Genomic DNA, 18,945 nt, shown 5'->3' on the forward strand with positions numbered 1-18,945 from the left:
TGGGCTTGGCGTGGCCGGGCCGGTTCTATCGCGCAAGTGCCTCCGCCAGCGACGTGGCGGGCTCCCCGGCCGGCAGGCAAGCACGGTGTGGCTGCTGCCGGGCATGGCGCCGACTTGACTTCGATCAAGGCGGCGCCAGCGCCTTGGGACCAGACTGCGGCCATCCTAACCGCCAGAGAGATCACCATGCGTTTGCTCGTGCTTTCCGCCTTGCTGCTGTCGGCTGCCGCGGCCCAGGCCGACGATTGCGTCATCGACCTCAAGGCCGACGATGCGATGAAGTTCGATCGCAGCGAAGTCACCGTCGCGGCCAGTTGCAAAAGTATCGAAATCAAACTGAGCCACATCGGCAAGCTACCGGTGGCAGCCATGGGGCATAACGTGGTGATCGCCGAAACGGCGAACCTGCAAGGTGTGGCTCAGGACGGCCTCAAGGCTGGTGCCGCGGCGAACTACGTCGCAGCCGACGACAAGCGCGTTGTCGCGCATACCACGCTGGTCGGCGGCGGTGCCTCCACGTCGGTGAAGTTCGCCGGCACCGCGCTCAAGGCCGGTGGCGACTACAGCTTCTTCTGTTCGTTTCCCGGCCACTGGGCCGTGATGAAGGGCAAGCTCACGGTCAAGTGAGCGCACGCGGCGCCGGCGGGTCACTGAGTTCCCGCCGGCGTCTGCACCTTGCAACCGCCGCGCACTGCGGCGACCGCGCCGTCGCGCGCGCTTCGAGGTTCCGCATGATCAATCCACCTGTGGACGAACGCTATAACGATGGCGTCGTGCGCCAGTTCGCGCTGATGACCGTGGTCTGGGGCATCGTCGGCATGGCTGTCGGCGTGCTGATTGCTGCCCAGCTGTACTGGCCGACGCTGTTCGAAGGCATTGCCTGGCTCAGCTACGGCCGCCTGCGCCCGCTGCATACCAATGCGGTGATTTTCGCCTTCGGCGGCTGCGCATTGATGGGCACCAGCCTGTACGTGGTGCAGCGCACCTGCCATGTACGCCTGTTCTCCGACCGGCTGGCCAGCTTCGTGTTCTGGGGCTGGCAGGCGGTGATCGTCAGCGCTGCCGTCACCTTGCCGCTGGGCTTTACCCAGGGCAAGGAATACGCCGAGCTGGAATGGCCAATCGACATTCTGATCACCCTGGTCTGGCTGTCCTATGCGGCGGTGTTCTTCGGCACGCTGCTGCGCCGGCGCGTGGCACACATCTATGTGGCGAACTGGTTCTACGCCAGCTTCATCGTTGCCGTAGCGCTGCTGCACGTGGTCAATAACCTGGCGCTGCCGGTGGGCTGGTTCAAGTCATACTCGGTGTATACCGGCGCGGTCGATGCGATGGCGCAGTGGTGGTACGGCCATAACGCGGTCGGGTTTTTCCTCACCGCTGGCTTTCTCGGCATGATGTACTACTTCGTGCCCAAGCAGGCCGGACGGCCGGTGTATTCGTACCGACTTTCCATTGTGCATTTCTGGGCATTGATTGCGATCTACATGTGGGCCGGCCCGCATCACCTGCAATACACCGCGCTGCCCGACTGGGCGCAGTCGCTGGGCATGGTGTTTTCGCTGGTGCTGCTGGCACCGAGCTGGGGCGGTGCGATCAACGGCGTGATGACCCTGTCCGGCGTCTGGCACAAGCTGCGTACCGATCCGATCATCAAGTTCCTCGTCGTCGCGCTGTCGTTCTACATGATCGCCACCTTCGAGGGGCCGATGATGTCGATCAAGACGGTCAACAGCCTAAGCCACTACACCGACTGGACCGTAGGCCATGTGCATGCGGGAGCACTGGGCTGGGTGGCGATGATCAGCCTGGGCTCCCTCTACGCCATGTGGCCGCGCCTGCTCGGCCTGAAGCAGATGTGGTCGGAACGCCTGATCGACGCGCACTTCTGGCTGCATACGCTGGGCGTTGTTTTCTACATTGCATCAATGTGGATTGCTGGCGTGATGCAGGGCCTGATGTGGCGCGCCACCAATGCCGACGGCACCTTGAGCTACAGCTTCGTCGAATCGCTGGCAGCGACCTACCCGTATTACCTGATCCGCCTGTTCGGCGGGCTGCTGGTACTGGCTGGCATGGGCCTGATGGCCTGGAACGTCTGGCAGACCTGGCGCAGCGCGCGGACTACCGAAGACCCGGCCGTTCTTCCCGTAGCCACGGCCCATTGAGCGAACGCCATGAACGAACATTCCCACGCAAAGATCGAAAAGAACGTCGGTCTGATGGCGGTGCTGATCGCCGTCGCGATCAGCTTCGGCGGCCTGGCCGAAATCGTACCGCTGATGTACCAGGCGGAAACCATCCAGCCCTTGCCCGGCGTGACGCCGTACCCGCCGCTGCAACTGGCCGGGCGCGACGTTTACGTGCGGGAAGGCTGCTACAACTGCCATTCGCAGATGATCCGCACCTTGCGTTTCGAGACCGAACGCTACGGCCATTACTCGCTGGCCGGCGAGTCGGTCTACGACCGGCCGTTCCAGTGGGGCAGCAAGCGTACCGGGCCCGATCTGGCCCGTGTCGGCGGGCGCTATTCGGACGACTGGCACCGGATGCACCTGACCGACCCGCGCAGCGTCGTGCCGGAATCGAACATGCCGTCGTATGCCTGGCTGCAGAGCACGCCGCTGGATGCAGCGCTGATGCAGAAAAAGCTCGCCGCGCTACGCACACTGGGCGATCCCTACAGCGACGAGCAGATCGCTGCAGCAAAGACAGAGCTGGACGGCAAGAACGAACTCGACGCCGTCGTCGCCTATCTGCAGGGACTGGGCCGGCACGCACCGGCGGCGGCAGCAGCAGGAGATCAGCCATGAGCGCGGGCACGGTATCGGGTGCGGTGACGGCGGTATTGCTGGCGCTGTTTGTCGGCGCCTGGGCCTGGGCCTGGAGTGAGCGGCGGCGTGCGGGTTTCGAGGCGGCGGCGCGGCTGCCGCTGGATGAAGACGAGACGGAGGCGCAGCCATGAGCAACGGCTGGTCGTGGTATGTGATCGCGTTGGTGGTGCTGAACCTGGCTGGTTGCGTCTGGCTGCTATGGTGGACCGGCAAGCGCCGTCCGGGCGATCCGGCGCCGGAAGACACCAGCCACTACTGGGACGGCGATCTGACCGAATACAACAAGCCGATGCCGCGCTGGTGGCTGGGCCTGTTCTATCTCAGCATCGTGTTCAGCGTCGGCTATCTGGTGTATTACCCCGGCCTGGGCAACTGGGTCGGCAGTTCGGGCTGGACCTCGCCGCGCGAACACAATGTAGACAAGGCACAAAACGATACGCGCATCGCTGCGACGTTCGCGCCGTATGCGCAGGTTTCGCTGCCCGAGCTGGCGCGCGATCCCGCCGCCCTGCGCCTGGGCCAGGCCATCTTCGCCAACCAGTGCGCTGCCTGCCATGGTGCCGACGCCCGCGGCGCACGCGGCTTTCCCGACCTGACCGATGCGATCTGGCATTGGGGCGGCAAGCCCGAAGACGTGCTGGCCTCGGTCGCTGACGGCCGCCAGGCGATGATGCCGGCGCTGGCCAGCGCACTGGGTGGCGAACAGGGAATTGCCGAGACCATCGCCTATGTGCAGTCGCTGTCGGGGCAGAAGGTCGATGCGGCACTCGCTGCCGCCGGCGCGCCGCGCTTTGCGGTCTGCGCCGCCTGCCATGGTGCCGACGGCAAGGGCAATGCGCTGCTCGGTGCGCCGGACCTGAGCGACACCTATTGGCTTTACGGCGGCGACACGGCGAGCATCCGCGAAACGCTGGAAAAAGGCCGCAGCGGCCAGATGCCGGCGCATGCACAGGCGCTCGGCGCGGCGCGGGCACGCGTGGTCGCGGCCTGGGTCTACAGCCGTTCGCAACCGCAAGCGCAGCCATGAAACCGCCTTGCCCTGCCGATTGCGACCCGGCTCCGCGGCCTGCGCTGCAGCGCTGGGGCGCCATTCTCTGGCCCAGCTTCTTCGCCGCCGGCGTCTGCACCGTGGTGTTTTTTGCCCTGGTCGATCCGCTGGAATGGCGCGAGCTGACTTTTCCCGGCGCGGACATCGGCCGAGAATGGGGTTATACCTTGGGATTCTTTGCTTTCTGGACGGCTACTGCCAGTTCCAGCCTGTTCACCTGGCTGCTGCTGCGCCCTGCCAGCCGCTTCAACCGCGTGGACAGGCGGCGCGCGTGAGCAAGCGCATTCCCGTGTTGCTGCAGGACGCCGCGCCGGCCGCGCTGTACCAGGCCGAGGGCAAGGTCTATCCACGTTCGATCCGCGGCCGCTACGATCGTCTGCGCCGGCTTGCGGTCGTCGTACTGCTGGGCATGTATTACGTTTTCCCCTGGCTGCAATGGGATGGCCGCCAGGCGGTGCTGTTCGACCTGCCGGCGCGTCGCTTCTACGTGTTCGGCCTGGCCTTCTGGCCGCAGGATTTCGTCTTTCTGGCGCTGCTGCTGATTATCGCGGGCATCGCCCTGTTCTTCTTCACCGCGGTAGCCGGGCGCCTGTGGTGCGGCTACGCCTGTCCGCAGACGGTGTGGACCGAAGTGTTTCTATGGATGGAGCAGTGGACCGAAGGCGACCGCCTGCGCCGGCTCAAGCTCGATGCCGCGCCGTGGACGCGGGACAAGCTGCAGCGCAAGGCGGCAAAGCATGCGTTGTGGCTGCTGTTCGCGCTGTGGACCGGTTTTACCTTTGTGGCTTTTTTTACGCCAGCGCGGGAGCTGGCGCAGCGCGTGCCGTCCCTGACCCTGGGCGGCTGGGAGACGTTCTGGATTCTGTTCTACGCGCTGGCGACCTGGGGCAATGCGGGCGTATTGCGCGAACAGGTGTGCAAGTACATGTGTCCGTATGCGCGCTTCCAGGGCGCGATGTTCGACCGCAATACCCTGATCATTGCCTACGATCCGCTGCGCGGCGAACCGCGCGGCCCGCGCCAGCGCGGCCTGGCCGGCGTGGCCGCGCGCGGCCGCGGACTGCTGTCGCTGGCCCAGGCCGAGTACTGGCTGATACAGGCGCAGCAGTACGCCAGCGCGGCCTTGCGCGCGCTGGACGTGCGCCGCACGACCGCTGCGGTGGAAGCATCCGGTTCGGACGTGCTGCCGGCACAGAAAGCAGCCGTGCAGGCACTGGGTGATTGCATCGACTGCACCTGGTGCGTACAGGTCTGCCCGGTTGGCATCGATATTCGCAACGGGCTGCAATACGAGTGCATTGCCTGCGGCGCCTGCATCGACGCCTGCGATCAGGTGATGGACAAGCTGGACTATCCGCGTGGATTGATCCGCTATTCCACCCAGAACGCCGTGGACGCCAAGCCTACGCGTGTACTGCGGCCGCGCGTAATCGTCTACGGCCTGCTGCTGCTGGCCTTGCTGGCCGGCTGGAGCTGGGGTGTGCTGCATCGCTCGCCGCTGATCGTCGAGGTGCTGCGCGATCGCAATGCGCTGTACCGCGTGGCCGTCGACGGCGCGATCGAGAACGGCTACAGCCTGAAACTGGCCAACAAGCTGGCACAGCCGCGGCGCTTGCGCATTGCCACGGCCCCGGGTTCGGCGGTGCAGTTGCGCCAGGGCGCATTCGAGGTGGAACTGGCGGCGGAAAGCGTGCTGGCCGTGCCGTTGACTTTGGCGGCGCCGGCCGCAGGACTGCCACGGCGCCAGGATATTTCTCTGCTTGTGGAAAACGTCGACGGCACGCCGCTGCGTGTCGCCGTGACCACCGCTTTTTTCGGACCTGTGCCATGAATTCAGATCGCATCCCGCGCGATTCGCGCGCGCTGCGCCAGCCGGTGTTCTGGCTGGTGCTGGGCCTGCCGCTGCTGGGCATCGTCGCCGGTATCGGTATCGTCGTCGCCGCCGTCGCCAGCGGCGGCAGCGACGCCTTGAGCCTGTCGGTACGGCGCACCGCGCAGATCCAGACCGAAGACACCGCAGCCGATCTCGCCGCCTTGCAGCGCGGCCTGCGGGCGCGCCTGCAACTGGACAAGGAACGCGGCGTATTCAGTCTGCAGATCGACGGCACTGTCGATGCGGCCACGCAGGATCTGCAATTGCGCCTGCTGCATCCACTGCGCGCGCAGTGGGACCGGCAAGTGACCCTGGCGCGTAGCGGCGATCATTGGCAGGGCCGCAGCGAGGCCGATCTGAGCGGCGCCTGGAATCTGCGCCTGCAGCCGGCCGACGCGAGCTGGCGCCTGGGCGGCCGGCTCGACGCTTCCGCCGTGCAGGCGCGGCTGCAGCCGCTATGGCAGCAGTAGCCGACGCTGTCTTGGGGGAAGTCGCCGCCGGTTGTTTCCACTGCGGCGAAACCTTGCCGTTGCTGCCGTTGCGGCTGGACATCGCGGGCGAAACGCGCGCTGTCTGCTGCAGCGGCTGTGCCGCGGCGGCCAGTTGGATCCGCGACAACGGCCTGGGCCAGTACTACCAGCTGCGCCAGGCCGATGCCGCTCGCGTGAACACCCGCACGCAGGATTACAGCGACTGGATGGACGAGGAGCTGCTGGCCGGGCATGCGCGTGCGGTGCCGGGCGGACTCGAAATCACCGTGCTGAGCAGCGCCATGCGCTGCGCCGCCTGCGCCTGGCTGATCGGCGCTGCGCTGCGCAAGCTGCCGGGTACGCTCGAAGCCAGCGCCAATGCGCTGACCGGTCGCATCCGCTTGCAGTGGAATCCGCAACAGGTGGCTTTGTCCACACTGTTGCAGCAGCTGGACAGCCTGGGCTATGCGCCCAGCCTGGCCACGGGCGGCGTGCGCGAACGCGAGACGCGCCGCCAGTGGCGCCGCGACGTGCTGCGCCTGGGCCTGGCCGGCCTCGGTGCGATGCAGGCAATGATGTTCGCCGAGGTCTTGTATCTGGACAGTGCCGGCGAAATGAGCCTGGCGACGCGGGATTTCCTGCGCTGGATCACCCTGCTCGTGGCCACGCCGGTGGTTTTCGTCGCCGGCTGGCCTTTTCTGGCCGGCCTGGCACGCGGCCTGCGCCAACGGCAGTGGGACATGGACGTGCTGGTCGGCAGCTCGGTGCTGCTGGCCTATGGGTTCAGCCTGGTCGAAACCCTGCGCGGCGGCGCACAGGTCTGGTTCGATGCGGCGGTGATGTTCGTGTTCCTGCTGCTTGCCGCGCGCCAGCTGGAAAGCTGGGTACGCCGGCGCGCTTGTGCACAAGTGGATGCGTTGGCGCAGGTGCGCCCGGCGCTGGCCCTGCGTGAAGGCGCCGACGGTACCTGCCAGCGCGTCGCGCTAGGCCGGATCAGGCCGGGCGATGTGCTGCAGGTGGCGGTGGGCGAGGTGGTGCCGGCCGACGGCGAACTGCTTGATGCCGCGGCGAGCCTGGACGAAGCGCTGCTCAGCGGCGAGGCCTTGCCGGTACTGCGCCAGCCGGGCGAGACGCTGGCCGCGGGCAGCCTGTGCTGCAGCGCACCGCTGCGCCTGCGTGTGCTGCGCACCGGTGCGGATACACGCCTGGCCGAACTGACGCGCCTGGTCGGCCGCGCGCAGGAACAGCGTCCGCACCTGGCGCGTGTCGCCGATCGCGTGGCGCGTCATTTCATTGCCGCCCTGTTCGTCACCGCCGTGCTGGTTTTCGCGCTGTGGTGGCGGCTGCAGCCCGAGCGCGCGTTCGAAGTGGCCCTGGCTACGCTGGTGATCAGTTGTCCCTGCGCCTTGTCGCTGGCGATACCGGCTGCCCTGGCCGCGGCGCACGACAGCCTGGCGCGGCGCGGGGTACTGGCCTTGCGTCCCGATGCGCTGGAAACGCTGGCACGCCTCGATGTGCTGCTGCTGGACAAGACCGGCAGCCTGACCACGCCACAGCCGCTGCTCGACACGGTTCAGGTCTTCGGCAGCCTCGACGTGGCCCAGGCCAGGACGTTGGCGGCGGCCTTGCAATGCGATGCGAGTCATCCGCTGGCTGCGGCATTCGGTACATCGATGGCGGCAGCCGGCGAAGTGCAGCAGCGCCGCCTGTGTGCAGGGCAGGGCGTGGAAGGGGTGGTCGACGGCGTCTGCTATCGGCTGGGACGGGCCGACTTCGCCGCGGCTCGCGACGACGACGGGGCGATCTGGCTCGGCGACGGCAACGCTGCAATTGCTAGTTTTTCCATTAAACAACAATTGCGCGAGGACGCGGCAGCCGCTGTTGCCGCGCTGCGCGCCCAGGGCGTGAGGCTGGAACTGGCCAGTGGCGACGGTGTCGCCGCAGTGGCGGAAATCGCCGCGGCACTCGGCATTGCCGACTGGCGTGCGCGCCAGTCGCCGCAAGACAAGCTGGCGCGGGCGCGCGAACTGCAACAGCAGGGACATATCGTCGGCATGCTTGGCGACGGCATCAACGATGCGCCGATACTGGCCGGTGCCGATGTCTCGTTCGCTTTCGCCGGCGGTGCTGCGCTGACCCACCGCGCCGCCGACCTGGTCTTGACCGGTACGCGCCTGCTGCGCATCGCCGAAGCGATTGCTCTGGCGCGGCAGACGCGCCGCATCGTGCGCCAGAACCTGGCCTGGGCGCTGGCCTACAACGCCATCGCACTGCCGTTCGCGGCCTGCGGCCTGGTGTCGCCCGCGCTGGCTGCACTGGGTATGACAGCGTCGTCGCTGCTGGTGGTGCTGAACGCCTTGCGCCTGCTGCGGGCCGTGCCATGACGATCTTGCTATTGCTGGTGCCGATCAGCGTGCTGCTGCTAGGTGCTGCAGTCGCCGCGTTTGCATGGGCCGTGCGCACGGGCCAGTTCGACGATCTGGATACGCCGGCCGTGGCGATGCTGGTCGAGACGGACGACTCGATCGCGGCCTGCGATGGCGATGCCGCGGCCGGCAAGCGCCGTGTCGGTAGTGCGCCGAGCGCCGCTGCGCGTGCTGCAGCGGACAGCGGCGACTGTCCGCGCGCTTCGCGCCTGCGTTCCGCCGGCAGCGGTGGCGCCTGGGACTGGTCGTGGCCGATCGCGCGTGCCCGGCGTGGACGCGAGCTGGCGCAAGGCGACGGCGATGCCGATTGATTTCGTCGCGCTGGCGGCTGCGCTGCTCAGCGGGCTGTTCGGCAGCCTGCATTGCGCGGCGATGTGCGGCGGCATTGCGACTGGCCTGGGCTCCTGCGGTGGCCAGGCGCGCGGCAGTTTCGGCGTGGCGCTGCGGGTGAATGCGGGGCGGCTGCTCGGCTATGTACTGGCCGGCCTGCTGGTCGGTGCGCTGGGTGCCGGTCTGCTGCAGCTGGTCGATGCCAGCGGCCTGGGCACGCTGCTGCGCGTACTGTCGGGAGCCGTACTCGTCGCCGTCGCGTTGCGTTTGCTAGATGTGCACAAAAAATACAAATTACCCGGTGGCGCCGGGGCTGGCCTGTGGCGCTGGCTGGCACCGCTGCAGCGGCGTCTGCTGCCGGCGACGACGCCGGCTCGCCAATGGCTGCTGGGCATGCTGTGGGGCTGGCTGCCCTGCGGCCTGAGCAGCTCGCTGTTGCTGGCAGCCTGGCTGCAGGCCGATTGGCTCAATGCGGCATTGACCATGGCTGCATTCGGCCTGGGTACCTTGCCGCTGATGCTGCCGCTGACCTGGAGCGGCGTGCAGCTGGGCCGGCGACTGGCACAGCCGGCCTGGCGGCGCAGTGCCGCAGCGCTGGTACTGAGTGCAGGCGTGCTGACGATGACCGCACCGTGGCTGCTGCAGGTGCCGGCCTTGCAGGGCGTTCTCGGTGCACTGGGGTGCCGCGGCCATTGATGCCGCGACGCGAGGGTTTCAATGCAAGGCGTGGCCGTGCACTGCGTCGGCGATCTGACGCTGCTGCAACAGACGCACCTGGCGGCCGCGCACGGCGATGACGCCGTCGTCCTGCAGCTTGGTAAAACTGCGGCTGACGGTTTCTATGACCAGGCCGAGATAGCTGCCGATGTCTTCCCGTGTCATCGGCAGAGCGAACGCGCTGCCGTCCTGGCCCAGCGTCTCGAAGCGCTGCGACAGGCTATGCAGGAACAGCATCACGCGGTCGTTGGCCTGGCGCCGGCTCATCATTTCCAGATGGTCCTGGTCGCGTCCCATGCTGCGGCCGATCACGCGCAGCAGCTGGCGCTGCAGTCCCGGCACCTGCGCGGCAACGTGATGCAATTCCTCCAGCGGTACTTCGCAGACCCGGGCATTTTCCAGCGCGATGGCATCGCAGCGATGCTGGCCGTGGCCTAGCGCGTCCAGTCCGATCAGTTCGCCCGGCAGATGGAAGCCGATGACCTGCTGCTCGCCATCGGCGCTGCAGGCTACGGTCTTGAACGAGCCCTCGCGTGCAACGTAGATACGCGCGGCGCCGCTGCCGACGCGAAACAGATGTTCGCCGCGCGCAACCGGCTTGCGCCGCTTCACCACGCGATCCAGCCGCTCCACATCGCTGGCAACGATGCCGGCAGGCAGGCATAGCTGGCGCAGCGAACAATTGGCGCAATTGCGCCGCAGGGTTTCCAGATCGACGACGGGGGCTGTTTCCATGCGGCGAGCATAGTGGGGCGTATCTGCCGGCGGGCTGGCTGCGACGAAATGTCGTAGGAGGACTTTGGTCGATTCTGGTGAGTAGTCAGGCTGGTTGGTTTACGTCCACCGACGTCTCTCCGCCAGACAGCAAAAAGGGGCCGTTGGGCCCCTTCTCGCTGTCTGGCGGAGAGAGTGGGATATGTTCGGCCCATCCCTGGGCCTCACCCCTCGCGCGTTGCGCGAGGGGCCAGCCTGCGGCTGTCTTGATTCGCTCCCGGCGAATCAATCGAACCGGTGGGTTTACGTCCACCGACGTCTCTCCGCCAGACAGCAAAAAGGGGCCGTTGGGCCCCTTCTCGCTGTCTGGCGGAGAGAGTGGGATTCGAACCCACGGTGGGTATAAGCCCACGGCAGTTTTCAAGACTGCTGCCTTAAACCGCTCGGCCATCTCTCCGAAGTTTTATTCAACGAAATCAAACAGTGACTCTGAGTTAGTTGCAATCTTGAGACTATAGCCGCGAAGCATAGCGAATCCCGGCGCGGAGCTCCACGAGGACTGCGGGGAAATGCTCAGGCAGCGGTGTAAATTGCAACCGTACAGATTGTTTTGGCGCGAGTGCTGACGTAGTTTGCAGGGGCTGCAAATGGGGAGTAGGGATGTGATTAACGTTGTCCTCATTGACGACCACTTGCTGGTGCGTAACGGCTACCGTGCCATGCTCGACCGACGGCCGGAGTTTGCCGTCGTCGGCGAGGCTGGCGACGGCGAGGCCGGGCTTGCGCTGATTCGCAAGCTGGAGCCCGATATTGCGGTGCTGGATCTGCATATGCCGCGGCTCACCGGTGTCGAAGTGACGGAACGGGTTCGCCGTAGCGAGTTGAAGACGCGCGTGGTGATCGTGACGGTGGCCGGCGAGGCGCCGTTTCCGCGGCGGTTGCTGGAGGCGGGGGCATCGGGTTATCTGACCAAGGCCTGCCCGGCCGAGGAGTTCATCCTCGCCTTGCAGCAGGTTGCCGACGGGCGCCGTTACCTCGCGCCGTCGATTGCGCAGCAACTGGCGATGGAATCGGTCGATGGCGGCGGCGGATCGCCGTTCGACCGCCTGACGACGCGAGAGCTGGAAATCGCGATACGGCTGGCCCAGGGCGACGATGCGCAAACCTTGTCGCGTTTTCTCAGCATCAGCGACAAGACCATCTCTACGCACAAGTCGAATATTTTCGCCAAGCTGGATATCGACAATGTTGTCGCACTGGCGCATCTGGCCAATGTGCATGGCGTGCTGCATCTGGGCAACGCGCTGGAGACGGCCAACGGCACGCGACGGCGGCGGCGCCAGCGCTAGCGTGCAGGGCGTTGGAAGGGCGCTCATCGCGCCCTACGTGTTCGCTTCCAACGAGAGAGGCCCGCCATTGGCGGGCCTCTTTGGGTTTACGGCGTGGACTCGTCGTCCTTGGCTTCGCTGACGGGTTTGTCGTCAGCACTGGCCGCGGGAGGCGTTCGCAGGGCGGTGACTACGGCCTGACGCACGCTTTGGCCGGCCGGCGTTTCGCTGCGCGGTTCGGGCATGCCCAGGGACAGCTGGGCAGTGGCGGTTGTCGGCTTGTCGCTGGTGCTTTCGCTGGAACGCGCGGTACTGCTAGCAGCACCCGGGATCGGTGCGGAGCGGGCCGGGCCCGGTGCTACCGGCGTTTTCGACGCGATCGCAGCGCTGCCCGGCGGTGGCGGCGTTACCGCGGCCGGCGGCGGCAGTATCGCGCTGGGTGGAGTGACGGGGATCGGTGCAGTGCGCTGCGGAGCCGGTGCACTCGGCGCAGCAGCAATCGGCGCCGGCTTGGCCGGTGCGATGGCCGTGGCTTGTACCGGAGCGACGGAAGCAGCAGGCGTGGTGACAGGCGTCGCGGGGATCGGTGCCGAAGCGATCGGTGCGGTTGCTGCAGTAACCGGAGCCGAAGCCACCGGAGCCGAAGCCGCCGGAGCCGAAGCCACCGGAGCCGAAGCCACCGGAGCCGAAGCCACCGGAGCCGAAGCCACCGGAGCCGAAGCCACCGGAGCCGAAGCCACCGGAGCCGAAGCCACCGGAGCCGAAGCCACCGGAGCCGAAGCCACCGGAGCCGAAGCCACCGGAGCCGAAGCCACCGGAGCCGAAGCCACCGGAGCCGAAGCTGCCGGAGCCGAAGCTGCCGGAGCCGAAGCTGCCGGAGCCGAAGCTGCCGGAGCCGAAGCTGCCGGCTTGTCCACTTCTACGCTTTTCGCTGCACTTTCTACTGCGGTTGCGGCGGCTGGAGTGCTGGCCGCTGCAGGATCTTCCGACCGGGCCTGCGGTGCCACGGGCGAAACGGCTGCGGAGGCTACGGCGGCGATGCCGTTGCTGTCGGCAGCTGCCGTAGACGGTACGGTTTCATGCACGGCCTGTTCGTCGCGTACGGCTTTTTCACGCGGTTCGCGGACTTCACGACCTTCGCGCGGTTCGCGGCCTTCACGCGGCGCACGGCCTTCGCGCGGTTCCCGTACTTCGCGGGGCTCGCGCGGTTCGCGGGGCTCACGTACTTCGCGAGGTTCGCGCGGTTCGCGCACTTCCCGCGGTTCGCGGGCTTCGCGCGGTTTGTTGCTTTCTGCATTCGTCGCGTTGGCTACAACGCCGTCGCTGCCTTCGCCTTCGCCCTCTTCGTCGTCGAAGTCGGCGTCGGTCGAACCGTCGGCCTGCTCGGCACCGCCTTCGTTGCGGCGGCGGCGGCGGCCACCGCGGCGTCCGCGGCGGCGACGTCCGCCTTCGCGGCCGCTGTCGTCAGCGGCAATGCCCGGAGCGGCGTCGCCATTCTCGACCGCTTCACCGGCAGCGGCCGCAACGGCGGCTTCGGCCAGCTTGGCTGCTTCCTTGGCTTCGGCGTTCAGTGCGCTGGGCGGTGCCGGCGTACGCGTATCGGGACGGCCTTCAACCGCTGTACGCGCTTCCACGGGCTTGGCTGCGTCGGTGCGCGGCTCGACGGGCTTACTCTCGGCACGGGCCTCGCCCTGGCGCTGCGTGTTCGGATTGGCGCGGTTTTCCTGCGGCGCCCGCTGCTCCTGCGGCGGGCGCTTTTCCTGGCGTTCCTGCTTGTCCGGGCGTTCGCCCTTGGGCTGCTGGCCCTGGGCTGCGGCCTGGCGCTGTTCCTTGTCCGGACGTGGCTCCTTGTCCTGGCGCTGCGACTGGCCGGCCTTGTTCTGCGGCTGGCCCTGGGCTTCGCCACGGGCGGGCTTGGCATCGCGCGGCGCATCGCCGCGACCGCTGCGCTGTTCGCTGCGGCCGCCACGCTGGTCGCGGCCGCCACGGCCACCCCGCTGGTCGCGGTCATTGCCGCGCGGCGGCAGCGGGCGCTGTGCCGGCTTGATCGGCGCGGTCACGACCGGTTCGCTGCGCGGAGCCGGGGCTTCGCCCGTGAACATGGCCAGCATGCGGGCAAAGAAGCCTTGCTTGGGGGCCGTCGTGCGCGGGCTGGCAACCAGCGGTGCCGTTGCGACAGGGGCGGCAACTTCGTCGCTTTCCGGTCGCAGCGGTGCGGGGCTGGCCGGTACGACGCGGCTGACCGCGGGGCGTTCCGGTTCTTCGCTGGGCTGCGCGACCTGCGGCGGCGGGGTGACCACGATCGGGGTGAGGCGGTCGTAGCTCGGCCGTGGCGCGTCGCCGATGTCGGCGCTCTTGATGCGCTGGATTTCCAGGTGCGGCGTTTCCAGCTTTTCGTCGGCGACGATGATCACCGCCACGTCATGGCGCTGTTCGATTTCGCTGACCTGGCGGCGCTTTTCGTTGAGCAGGAAGTTGGCGACGTCGGACGGCGCCTGCACCAGCACCTGGCCGGTGTTGTCCTTCATCGCGTGTTCCTCGACCAGGCGCAGGGCCGACAGGGACAGCGATTCGATGCTGCGGATGCGGCCGTGGCCGGTGCAGCGCGGGCAGACGATCTGGGTCGACTCGCCCAGGCTGGGACGCAGGCGCTGGCGCGACATTTCCATCAGGCCGAAGCGCGAGATGCGGCCGAGCTGCACGCGGGCGCGGTCGAGCTTGAGCGCGTCTTTCAGCGTTTCCTCGACTTCGCGCTGGTGGCGCGGGCTGTCCATGTCGATGAAGTCGATCACGATCAGGCCGCCGGCATCGCGGATGCGCAGCTGGCGCGCGATCTCGATGGCCGCTTCGCGGTTGGTGTTGAACGCGGTTTCCTCGATGTCGCCGCCCTTGGTCGCCTTGGCCGAATTGATGTCGATGGCCGTCAGTGCTTCGGTCTGGTCGATCACGATGGAGCCGCCCGAAGGCAGCCGCACGGTGCGCTCGAACGCGTTCTCGATCTGGGTTTCGATCTGGAAGCGCGAGAACAGCGGGGTGGTGTCCTTGTACAGCTTGAGCTTGCGCAGGTTGTTCGGCATGACCTGCTGGACGAAGTCGCGCGCGTCCTGGAACAGGTCTTCGTGATCGATGAGGATCTCGCCGACGTCATTGCGCAGGTAGTCGCGCAGCGCGCGGATGATGAGCTTGGATTCCTGGTAGATCAGGAACGGACTGGAGCGCGAGGTGGCGGCTTCGGAAATCGCCTTCCACAGCTGCAGCAGGTAGTCCAGATCCCATTGCAGTTCTTCCGCGTCGCGGCCCATGCCGGCCGTGCGGATGATCAGGCCCATGTCGTCGGGGCAGTTGAGGTGGTCCATGACCTCCTTGAGGTTGGCCCGGTCCTCGCCTTCGATGCGGCGCGAGACGCCGCCGGCCCGCGGGTTGTTCGGCATCAGCACCATGTAGCGGCCGGCCAGGGAGATGAACGTGGTCAGGGCAGCGCCCTTGTTGCCGCGTTCTTCCTTCTCGACCTGGACGACGATCTCCTGGCCTTCCTTGATCAGCTCGCGGATGCCGGCGCGGTTGTGGTCGACGCCCGGAGTGAAGTATTCGCGGGCAACTTCCTTCAGGGGAAGGAAGCCGTGGCGCTCGCCGCCGTATTCGACGAAGCAGGCTTCCAGCGAGGGCTCGACCCGGGTGATGCGGCCCTTGTAGATGTTGGCCTTTTTCTGTTCCTTGGACGGGATTTCGATATCGAGGTCGAACAGGTTCTGGCCGTCCACGATGGCCACACGCAACTCTTCACGCTGAGTCGCGTTGATCAACATGCGTTTCATTGTAGTGATTCCGTAATGCGCTCCACCGCCAACGGCGCGGAAGGCGCATACCTCGCAGGTTTACCCTGCGCTACGCAGCCAGAGGCTGCGTACGGAAAGACCGGGAAACCCGGTCGGCGGACGACGGTGGCGCACTGCGCCGGTCCGGCGCCGTCCTGGCTGCGCACTCTCGCGACTGTCGCCGGGAGCGCGGTGTTGTTCTGGTCCGCCGCGACTCGCGCCGCGCCGGTACGTCATTTATTGCCTTGCACTACCGCAGACCCTCCGCGGCGCTTGCCGCGCTGCGGGCAATCTCCGACCCGATCCGTTACGATGCGGCCGGTCACCACGGCGGTTCCGGTCAGGAATGCGCAGGGGACGGCAACACAGTCAACGGGTAGGTGCATCGCGAAACGATGGTCAAATACCTCGTTCCTTGACGCGAAGTGCGGCCCAAGTCTACCAGCTGACAGCAGATTTTTTCAATCGTGACGCGAACTTCGGGCAATTCCCCAGACGCTGGGTCAGGCGTGAAGCTGGTCCGCGTCGCTGATGATCGCGACGGACAGCGCATCGACAATTTTCTGGTCGGGCAACTCAAGGGCGTGCCCAAGAGCCTGATCTACCGCATCGTGCGCACCGGGCAGGTGCGCGTGAACGGCAAGCGGGCCAAGCCGGATACACGCCTGGCGTCCGGCGACGAGGTGCGTATTCCGCCCGTGCGCGTAGCCGAGCGCGAGGAAGGCGCGGCGCCGTCGCGCGGCCTGACCGATCGCATCGGCAACGCCATCATTTACGAGGACAAGGATTTCCTGGTCCTGTCCAAGCCGGCCGGCATCGCCGCGCATGGCGGCTCCGGCATCAGCCATGGCGCGATCGAGCTGCTGCGCGCGCTGCGCCCGAACGACAGCATCGAACTGGTGCATCGCCTGGATCGCGACACCAGCGGCGTGCTGGTGCTGGCGCGGCGGCGCGCGGCCCTGACCGGTCTGCAGGAGCAGATCCGCGAGAACCGCACGACCAAGCAATACCTCTGCCTGCTGCAGGGCAAGCTGCCGCGTGCCGCGCTGAGCGTGAATGCGCCGCTGCGCAAGTCCATCCTGCAGGGCGGCGAACGCATGGTGCGGGTGGAGGATGGCGGCAAGCCCTCCCTCACGCATTTCAAAACGATAGAGCTGTACAGCATGGCGGCCCTGGTCGAGGCGACGCTGGAAACCGGCCGCACCCACCAGATCCGCGTACATAGCCAGCACTTGGGCCACCCCATTGCCGGCGACGAGAAATACGGCGACGCCGAATTCAACAAGTCGCTCAAGCCCTACGGCGTGCGCCGGCTGTTTCTGCATGCCAAGCATTTCGGCTTCGAGCTGGGCGGCAAGACATACGCATTCTCGGCGCCGCTGGCGGACGACCTGGCAGTGGTGCTGGACAAGCTGCCGGCCGCCAAGGGCAAGAAGTAGGTACAGGCGGGTCAGGCCGAGCAGCCTCATGACTTCATGCTGGCGGAGCGCCTTTCCTCGCGCCGGCTCTCCGCTATGATCCAGAACTTATGTCGCGCATCCGCCAGCTCCCTATCGAATTGATCAACCAGATCGCCGCCGGCGAGGTGATCGAGCGTCCGGCTTCGGTGGTGAAGGAACTGGTCGAGAACAGCCTCGACGCCGGTGCGCGCCGTGTCGAGATCGAGGTGGAAGAGGGCGGCGCGCGCCTGATCCGCGTGCGCGACGACGGCGGCGGCATCGTCGCCGATGACCTGCCGCTGGCGATCAGTGCCCATGCCACCAGCAAGATCGCCAGCTTCGACGACCTGGAGCGCGTAGCCACCCTGGGCTTTCGCGGCGAGGCCTTGCCGAGCATTGCCTCGGTCTCGCGCTTTGCCCTGACTTCGCGGCCGGCGGCGCAGGAACATGCGCTGCGGGTGGAAGTCGATGGCGGCAAGCCGCAGCCGCCGCGACCGGCGCAGCATCCGGCCGGCACCACCATCGAAGTGCGTGACCTTTTCTACAACGTGCCGGCGCGGCGCAAATTCCTGCGCGCGGAACGTACCGAATTCGGCCGCATCGACGAACTGATTGCCTCGCTGGCGCTGGTCCGCACCCAGGTGGAATTCCGCCTGACTCACAACGGCAAGGCGGTACGCCTGCTGCGTCCGGCCAGCGACGAGGCGACTGTAGCGGTGCGCATCGGCGATCTGCTCGGCGAAGAATTCCTGCAGCAAAGCCTACGCATCGATCACGCGGCGGCGGGCCTGCGCCTGAGCGGCTGGGTCGGCCTGCCGACGGCATCGCGGGCCCAGGCCGACCAGCAGTACTTTTATGTGAACGGCCGTCTGGTGCGCGACAAGATCGTCGCCCATGCAGTGCGCCAGGCATATGCGGACGTGCTGTTCCATGGCCGTCATCCGGCCTTCGTGCTGTTCCTGGAGCTGGACCCGCTGGGCGTGGACGTGAACGTGCATCCGGCCAAGAGCGAAGTGCGCTTCCGCGAATCGCGCCTGGTGCACGATTTTCTCTATCGCACGCTCAACGACGCGCTGGCACAGACGCGCGCCGGCAGCGCGCCGTCGATAGCGGCCGTGCCGCTGCCGCAACTGCAGGCAGGCAGCGGCGGCCATGCCAACGGCTATGGCGAATGGCGCGGACAGAGCAATCTGGGCCTGGGCACACGCGAGCCACTGGCCGACTATGCCGCGCTGTTGGGCCAGGCTCCGTTGAATACGGCTTCTTTTGCACAAGCGTCACCTGTGGATAATGCAGCATTTGTAGCCGCTTGCGCCGCCGCCGACGACGGCAGCGAGGCACCGCCGCTGGGCTTTGCCCTGGCCCAGCTGCACGGCATCTATGTGCTGGCGCAGAACGCTCACGGACTGGTGCTGGTCGACATGCATGCGGCGCACGAGCGCATTACCTACGAACGCCTGAAAACCGCCCAGGCCGGGCAGGGCATACGTGCCCAGCTGCTGCTGGTGCCGATCTCCATCGCCGTGAGCGAACGCGAGGCCGCCTGTGTCGAGGACCAGGCCGCGCGTTTCGCCGAACTGGGCTTCGAACTGCAGCGCAGCGGTCCGCAGAGCGTGCTGGTGAAGCGCCTGCCGACCCTGCTCGACGGCGCCGATGCGACCCGGCTGATCCGCGACGTGATCGCCGACCTTCTCGCCCAGGGCAATTCGCGCCGCATCGAGGAAGCCGGCAACGACGTGCTGGCGACCATGGCCTGCCACGGCTCGGTGCGCGCCAACCGGCGCCTGGGCCTGCCCGAGATGAACGCGCTGCTGCGCGACATGGAAGCGACCGAGCGGTCCGGCCAGTGCAACCACGGCCGGCCAACCTGGGTACAGCTTTCGATTGCGGAACTCGACCGCCTGTTCCTGCGCGGTCGCTGACGATGTGCAACTTTGGCTTGATAGAGGAT

At 66.9% G+C, this 18,945-nt stretch carries 16 protein-coding genes and 1 tRNA gene; 14 read left to right on the forward strand and 3 right to left on the reverse strand.

Annotated features, from left to right (window positions below):
* Positions 1 to 186 precede the first annotated feature (186 nt).
* The 11 genes from azu (at position 187) to DFR29_RS20270 (ending at position 9,677) form a co-directional block, all read left to right on the forward strand.
* Positions 187 to 627, forward strand: coding sequence for an azurin (azu, locus tag DFR29_RS20220; protein ID WP_133820459.1), 441 nt, complete (start codon positions 187 to 189; stop codon positions 625 to 627).
* Between the two features lie 104 nt (positions 628 to 731).
* Positions 732 to 2,168 (forward strand): cytochrome-c oxidase, cbb3-type subunit I, encoded by a 1,437-nt coding sequence (gene ccoN, locus DFR29_RS20225; protein ID WP_133820460.1) that lies wholly within the window; start codon positions 732 to 734, stop codon positions 2,166 to 2,168.
* 9 nt (positions 2,169 to 2,177) lie between these two features.
* A complete protein-coding gene (gene ccoO, locus DFR29_RS20230) occupies positions 2,178 to 2,813 on the forward strand; it encodes a cytochrome-c oxidase, cbb3-type subunit II (RefSeq protein WP_133820461.1) in 636 nt (211 codons plus the stop codon).
* Positions 2,810 to 2,965: a cbb3-type cytochrome oxidase subunit 3 gene (locus tag DFR29_RS20235; RefSeq protein ID WP_133820462.1), complete on the forward strand. Its 156-nt coding sequence runs from the start codon at positions 2,810 to 2,812 to the stop codon at positions 2,963 to 2,965. Before ccoO ends, DFR29_RS20235 begins: the two co-directional genes overlap by 4 nt.
* Positions 2,962 to 3,861, forward strand: coding sequence for a cytochrome-c oxidase, cbb3-type subunit III (gene ccoP, locus DFR29_RS20240; protein WP_133820463.1), 900 nt, complete (start codon positions 2,962 to 2,964; stop codon positions 3,859 to 3,861). Before DFR29_RS20235 ends, ccoP begins: the two co-directional genes overlap by 4 nt.
* Positions 3,858 to 4,157: a hypothetical protein gene (locus tag DFR29_RS20245; RefSeq protein ID WP_133820464.1), complete on the forward strand. Its 300-nt coding sequence runs from the start codon at positions 3,858 to 3,860 to the stop codon at positions 4,155 to 4,157. Before ccoP ends, DFR29_RS20245 begins: the two co-directional genes overlap by 4 nt.
* Positions 4,154 to 5,713: a 4Fe-4S dicluster domain-containing protein gene (locus tag DFR29_RS20250; RefSeq protein ID WP_166654227.1), complete on the forward strand. Its 1,560-nt coding sequence runs from the start codon at positions 4,154 to 4,156 to the stop codon at positions 5,711 to 5,713. The genes DFR29_RS20245 and DFR29_RS20250 overlap by 4 nt, the downstream gene beginning before the upstream one ends.
* The gene (locus DFR29_RS20255) at positions 5,710 to 6,225 is read left to right on the forward strand and encodes a FixH family protein (protein WP_133820466.1); all 516 of its coding nucleotides are present in this window, start codon (positions 5,710 to 5,712) and stop codon (positions 6,223 to 6,225) included. Before DFR29_RS20250 ends, DFR29_RS20255 begins: the two co-directional genes overlap by 4 nt.
* The gene (locus DFR29_RS20260; protein WP_133820467.1) at positions 6,213 to 8,609 is read left to right on the forward strand and encodes a heavy metal translocating P-type ATPase; all 2,397 of its coding nucleotides are present in this window, start codon (positions 6,213 to 6,215) and stop codon (positions 8,607 to 8,609) included. The genes DFR29_RS20255 and DFR29_RS20260 overlap by 13 nt, the downstream gene beginning before the upstream one ends.
* The gene (ccoS, locus tag DFR29_RS20265; RefSeq protein ID WP_133820468.1) at positions 8,606 to 8,962 is read left to right on the forward strand and encodes a cbb3-type cytochrome oxidase assembly protein CcoS; all 357 of its coding nucleotides are present in this window, start codon (positions 8,606 to 8,608) and stop codon (positions 8,960 to 8,962) included. Before DFR29_RS20260 ends, ccoS begins: the two co-directional genes overlap by 4 nt.
* Positions 8,952 to 9,677 carry a sulfite exporter TauE/SafE family protein gene (locus DFR29_RS20270; RefSeq protein ID WP_133820469.1) on the forward strand — a complete coding sequence of 242 codons (726 nt, stop codon included), beginning with the start codon at positions 8,952 to 8,954 and terminating at the stop codon, positions 9,675 to 9,677. Before ccoS ends, DFR29_RS20270 begins: the two co-directional genes overlap by 11 nt.
* A gap of 18 nt (positions 9,678 to 9,695) precedes the next feature.
* Here DFR29_RS20270 and DFR29_RS20275 read toward each other — a convergent pair whose 3' ends face one another.
* Both DFR29_RS20275 and DFR29_RS20280 read right to left on the reverse strand, forming a co-directional pair.
* On the reverse strand, positions 9,696 to 10,433 hold the full coding sequence (locus tag DFR29_RS20275) for a helix-turn-helix domain-containing protein (RefSeq protein WP_133820470.1): 738 nt from the start codon (positions 10,431 to 10,433) through the stop codon (positions 9,696 to 9,698).
* A 346-nt stretch (positions 10,434 to 10,779) separates the two neighbouring features.
* Positions 10,780 to 10,869: transfer RNA gene (locus DFR29_RS20280), tRNA-Ser, on the reverse strand.
* A 205-nt stretch (positions 10,870 to 11,074) separates the two neighbouring features.
* On the opposite strand from DFR29_RS20280, the gene DFR29_RS20285 reads away from it, so the two are divergent.
* Positions 11,075 to 11,761, forward strand: a complete 687-nt coding sequence (locus DFR29_RS20285; RefSeq protein WP_133820471.1) for a response regulator — start codon at positions 11,075 to 11,077, stop codon at positions 11,759 to 11,761.
* Between the two features lie 86 nt (positions 11,762 to 11,847).
* Here the strand turns inward: DFR29_RS20285 and DFR29_RS20290 are convergent, their stop codons facing one another.
* Entirely contained in the window at positions 11,848 to 15,546 is a 3,699-nt protein-coding gene (locus DFR29_RS20290) for an Rne/Rng family ribonuclease (RefSeq protein ID WP_133820612.1), read from the reverse strand.
* Between the two features lie 473 nt (positions 15,547 to 16,019).
* Between DFR29_RS20290 and DFR29_RS20295 the strand changes: the two genes are divergently transcribed.
* Positions 16,020 to 16,994: an RluA family pseudouridine synthase gene (locus DFR29_RS20295; RefSeq protein ID WP_133820472.1), complete on the forward strand. Its 975-nt coding sequence runs from the start codon at positions 16,020 to 16,022 to the stop codon at positions 16,992 to 16,994.
* Between the two features lie 89 nt (positions 16,995 to 17,083).
* A complete protein-coding gene (gene mutL, locus DFR29_RS20300) occupies positions 17,084 to 18,916 on the forward strand; it encodes a DNA mismatch repair endonuclease MutL (RefSeq protein WP_133820473.1) in 1,833 nt (610 codons plus the stop codon).
* Positions 18,917 to 18,945: the final 29 nt, after the last annotated feature.

The organism is Tahibacter aquaticus (genome assembly GCF_004363655.1).
Classification (GTDB): Bacteria; Pseudomonadota; Gammaproteobacteria; order Xanthomonadales; family Rhodanobacteraceae; genus Tahibacter; species Tahibacter aquaticus.

Coding starts and splice junctions, on each gene's coding strand:
- ccoS (WP_133820468.1), top strand. CDS start 8,606: ATGACGATCTTGCTATTGCTGGTGCCGATCAGCGTGCTGCTGCTAGGT.
- DFR29_RS20235 (WP_133820462.1), top strand. CDS start 2,810: ATGAGCGCGGGCACGGTATCGGGTGCGGTGACGGCGGTATTGCTGGCG.
- azu (WP_133820459.1), top strand. CDS start 187: ATGCGTTTGCTCGTGCTTTCCGCCTTGCTGCTGTCGGCTGCCGCGGCC.
- ccoN (WP_133820460.1), top strand. CDS start 732: ATGATCAATCCACCTGTGGACGAACGCTATAACGATGGCGTCGTGCGC.
- ccoP (WP_133820463.1), top strand. CDS start 2,962: ATGAGCAACGGCTGGTCGTGGTATGTGATCGCGTTGGTGGTGCTGAAC.
- ccoO (WP_133820461.1), top strand. CDS start 2,178: ATGAACGAACATTCCCACGCAAAGATCGAAAAGAACGTCGGTCTGATG.
- DFR29_RS20290 (WP_133820612.1), bottom strand. CDS start 15,546: ATGTTGATCAACGCGACTCAGCGTGAAGAGTTGCGTGTGGCCATCGTG.
- DFR29_RS20245 (WP_133820464.1), top strand. CDS start 3,858: ATGAAACCGCCTTGCCCTGCCGATTGCGACCCGGCTCCGCGGCCTGCG.
- mutL (WP_133820473.1), top strand. CDS start 17,084: ATGTCGCGCATCCGCCAGCTCCCTATCGAATTGATCAACCAGATCGCC.
- DFR29_RS20270 (WP_133820469.1), top strand. CDS start 8,952: ATGCCGATTGATTTCGTCGCGCTGGCGGCTGCGCTGCTCAGCGGGCTG.
- DFR29_RS20275 (WP_133820470.1), bottom strand. CDS start 10,433: ATGGAAACAGCCCCCGTCGTCGATCTGGAAACCCTGCGGCGCAATTGC.
- DFR29_RS20255 (WP_133820466.1), top strand. CDS start 5,710: ATGAATTCAGATCGCATCCCGCGCGATTCGCGCGCGCTGCGCCAGCCG.
- DFR29_RS20260 (WP_133820467.1), top strand. CDS start 6,213: ATGGCAGCAGTAGCCGACGCTGTCTTGGGGGAAGTCGCCGCCGGTTGT.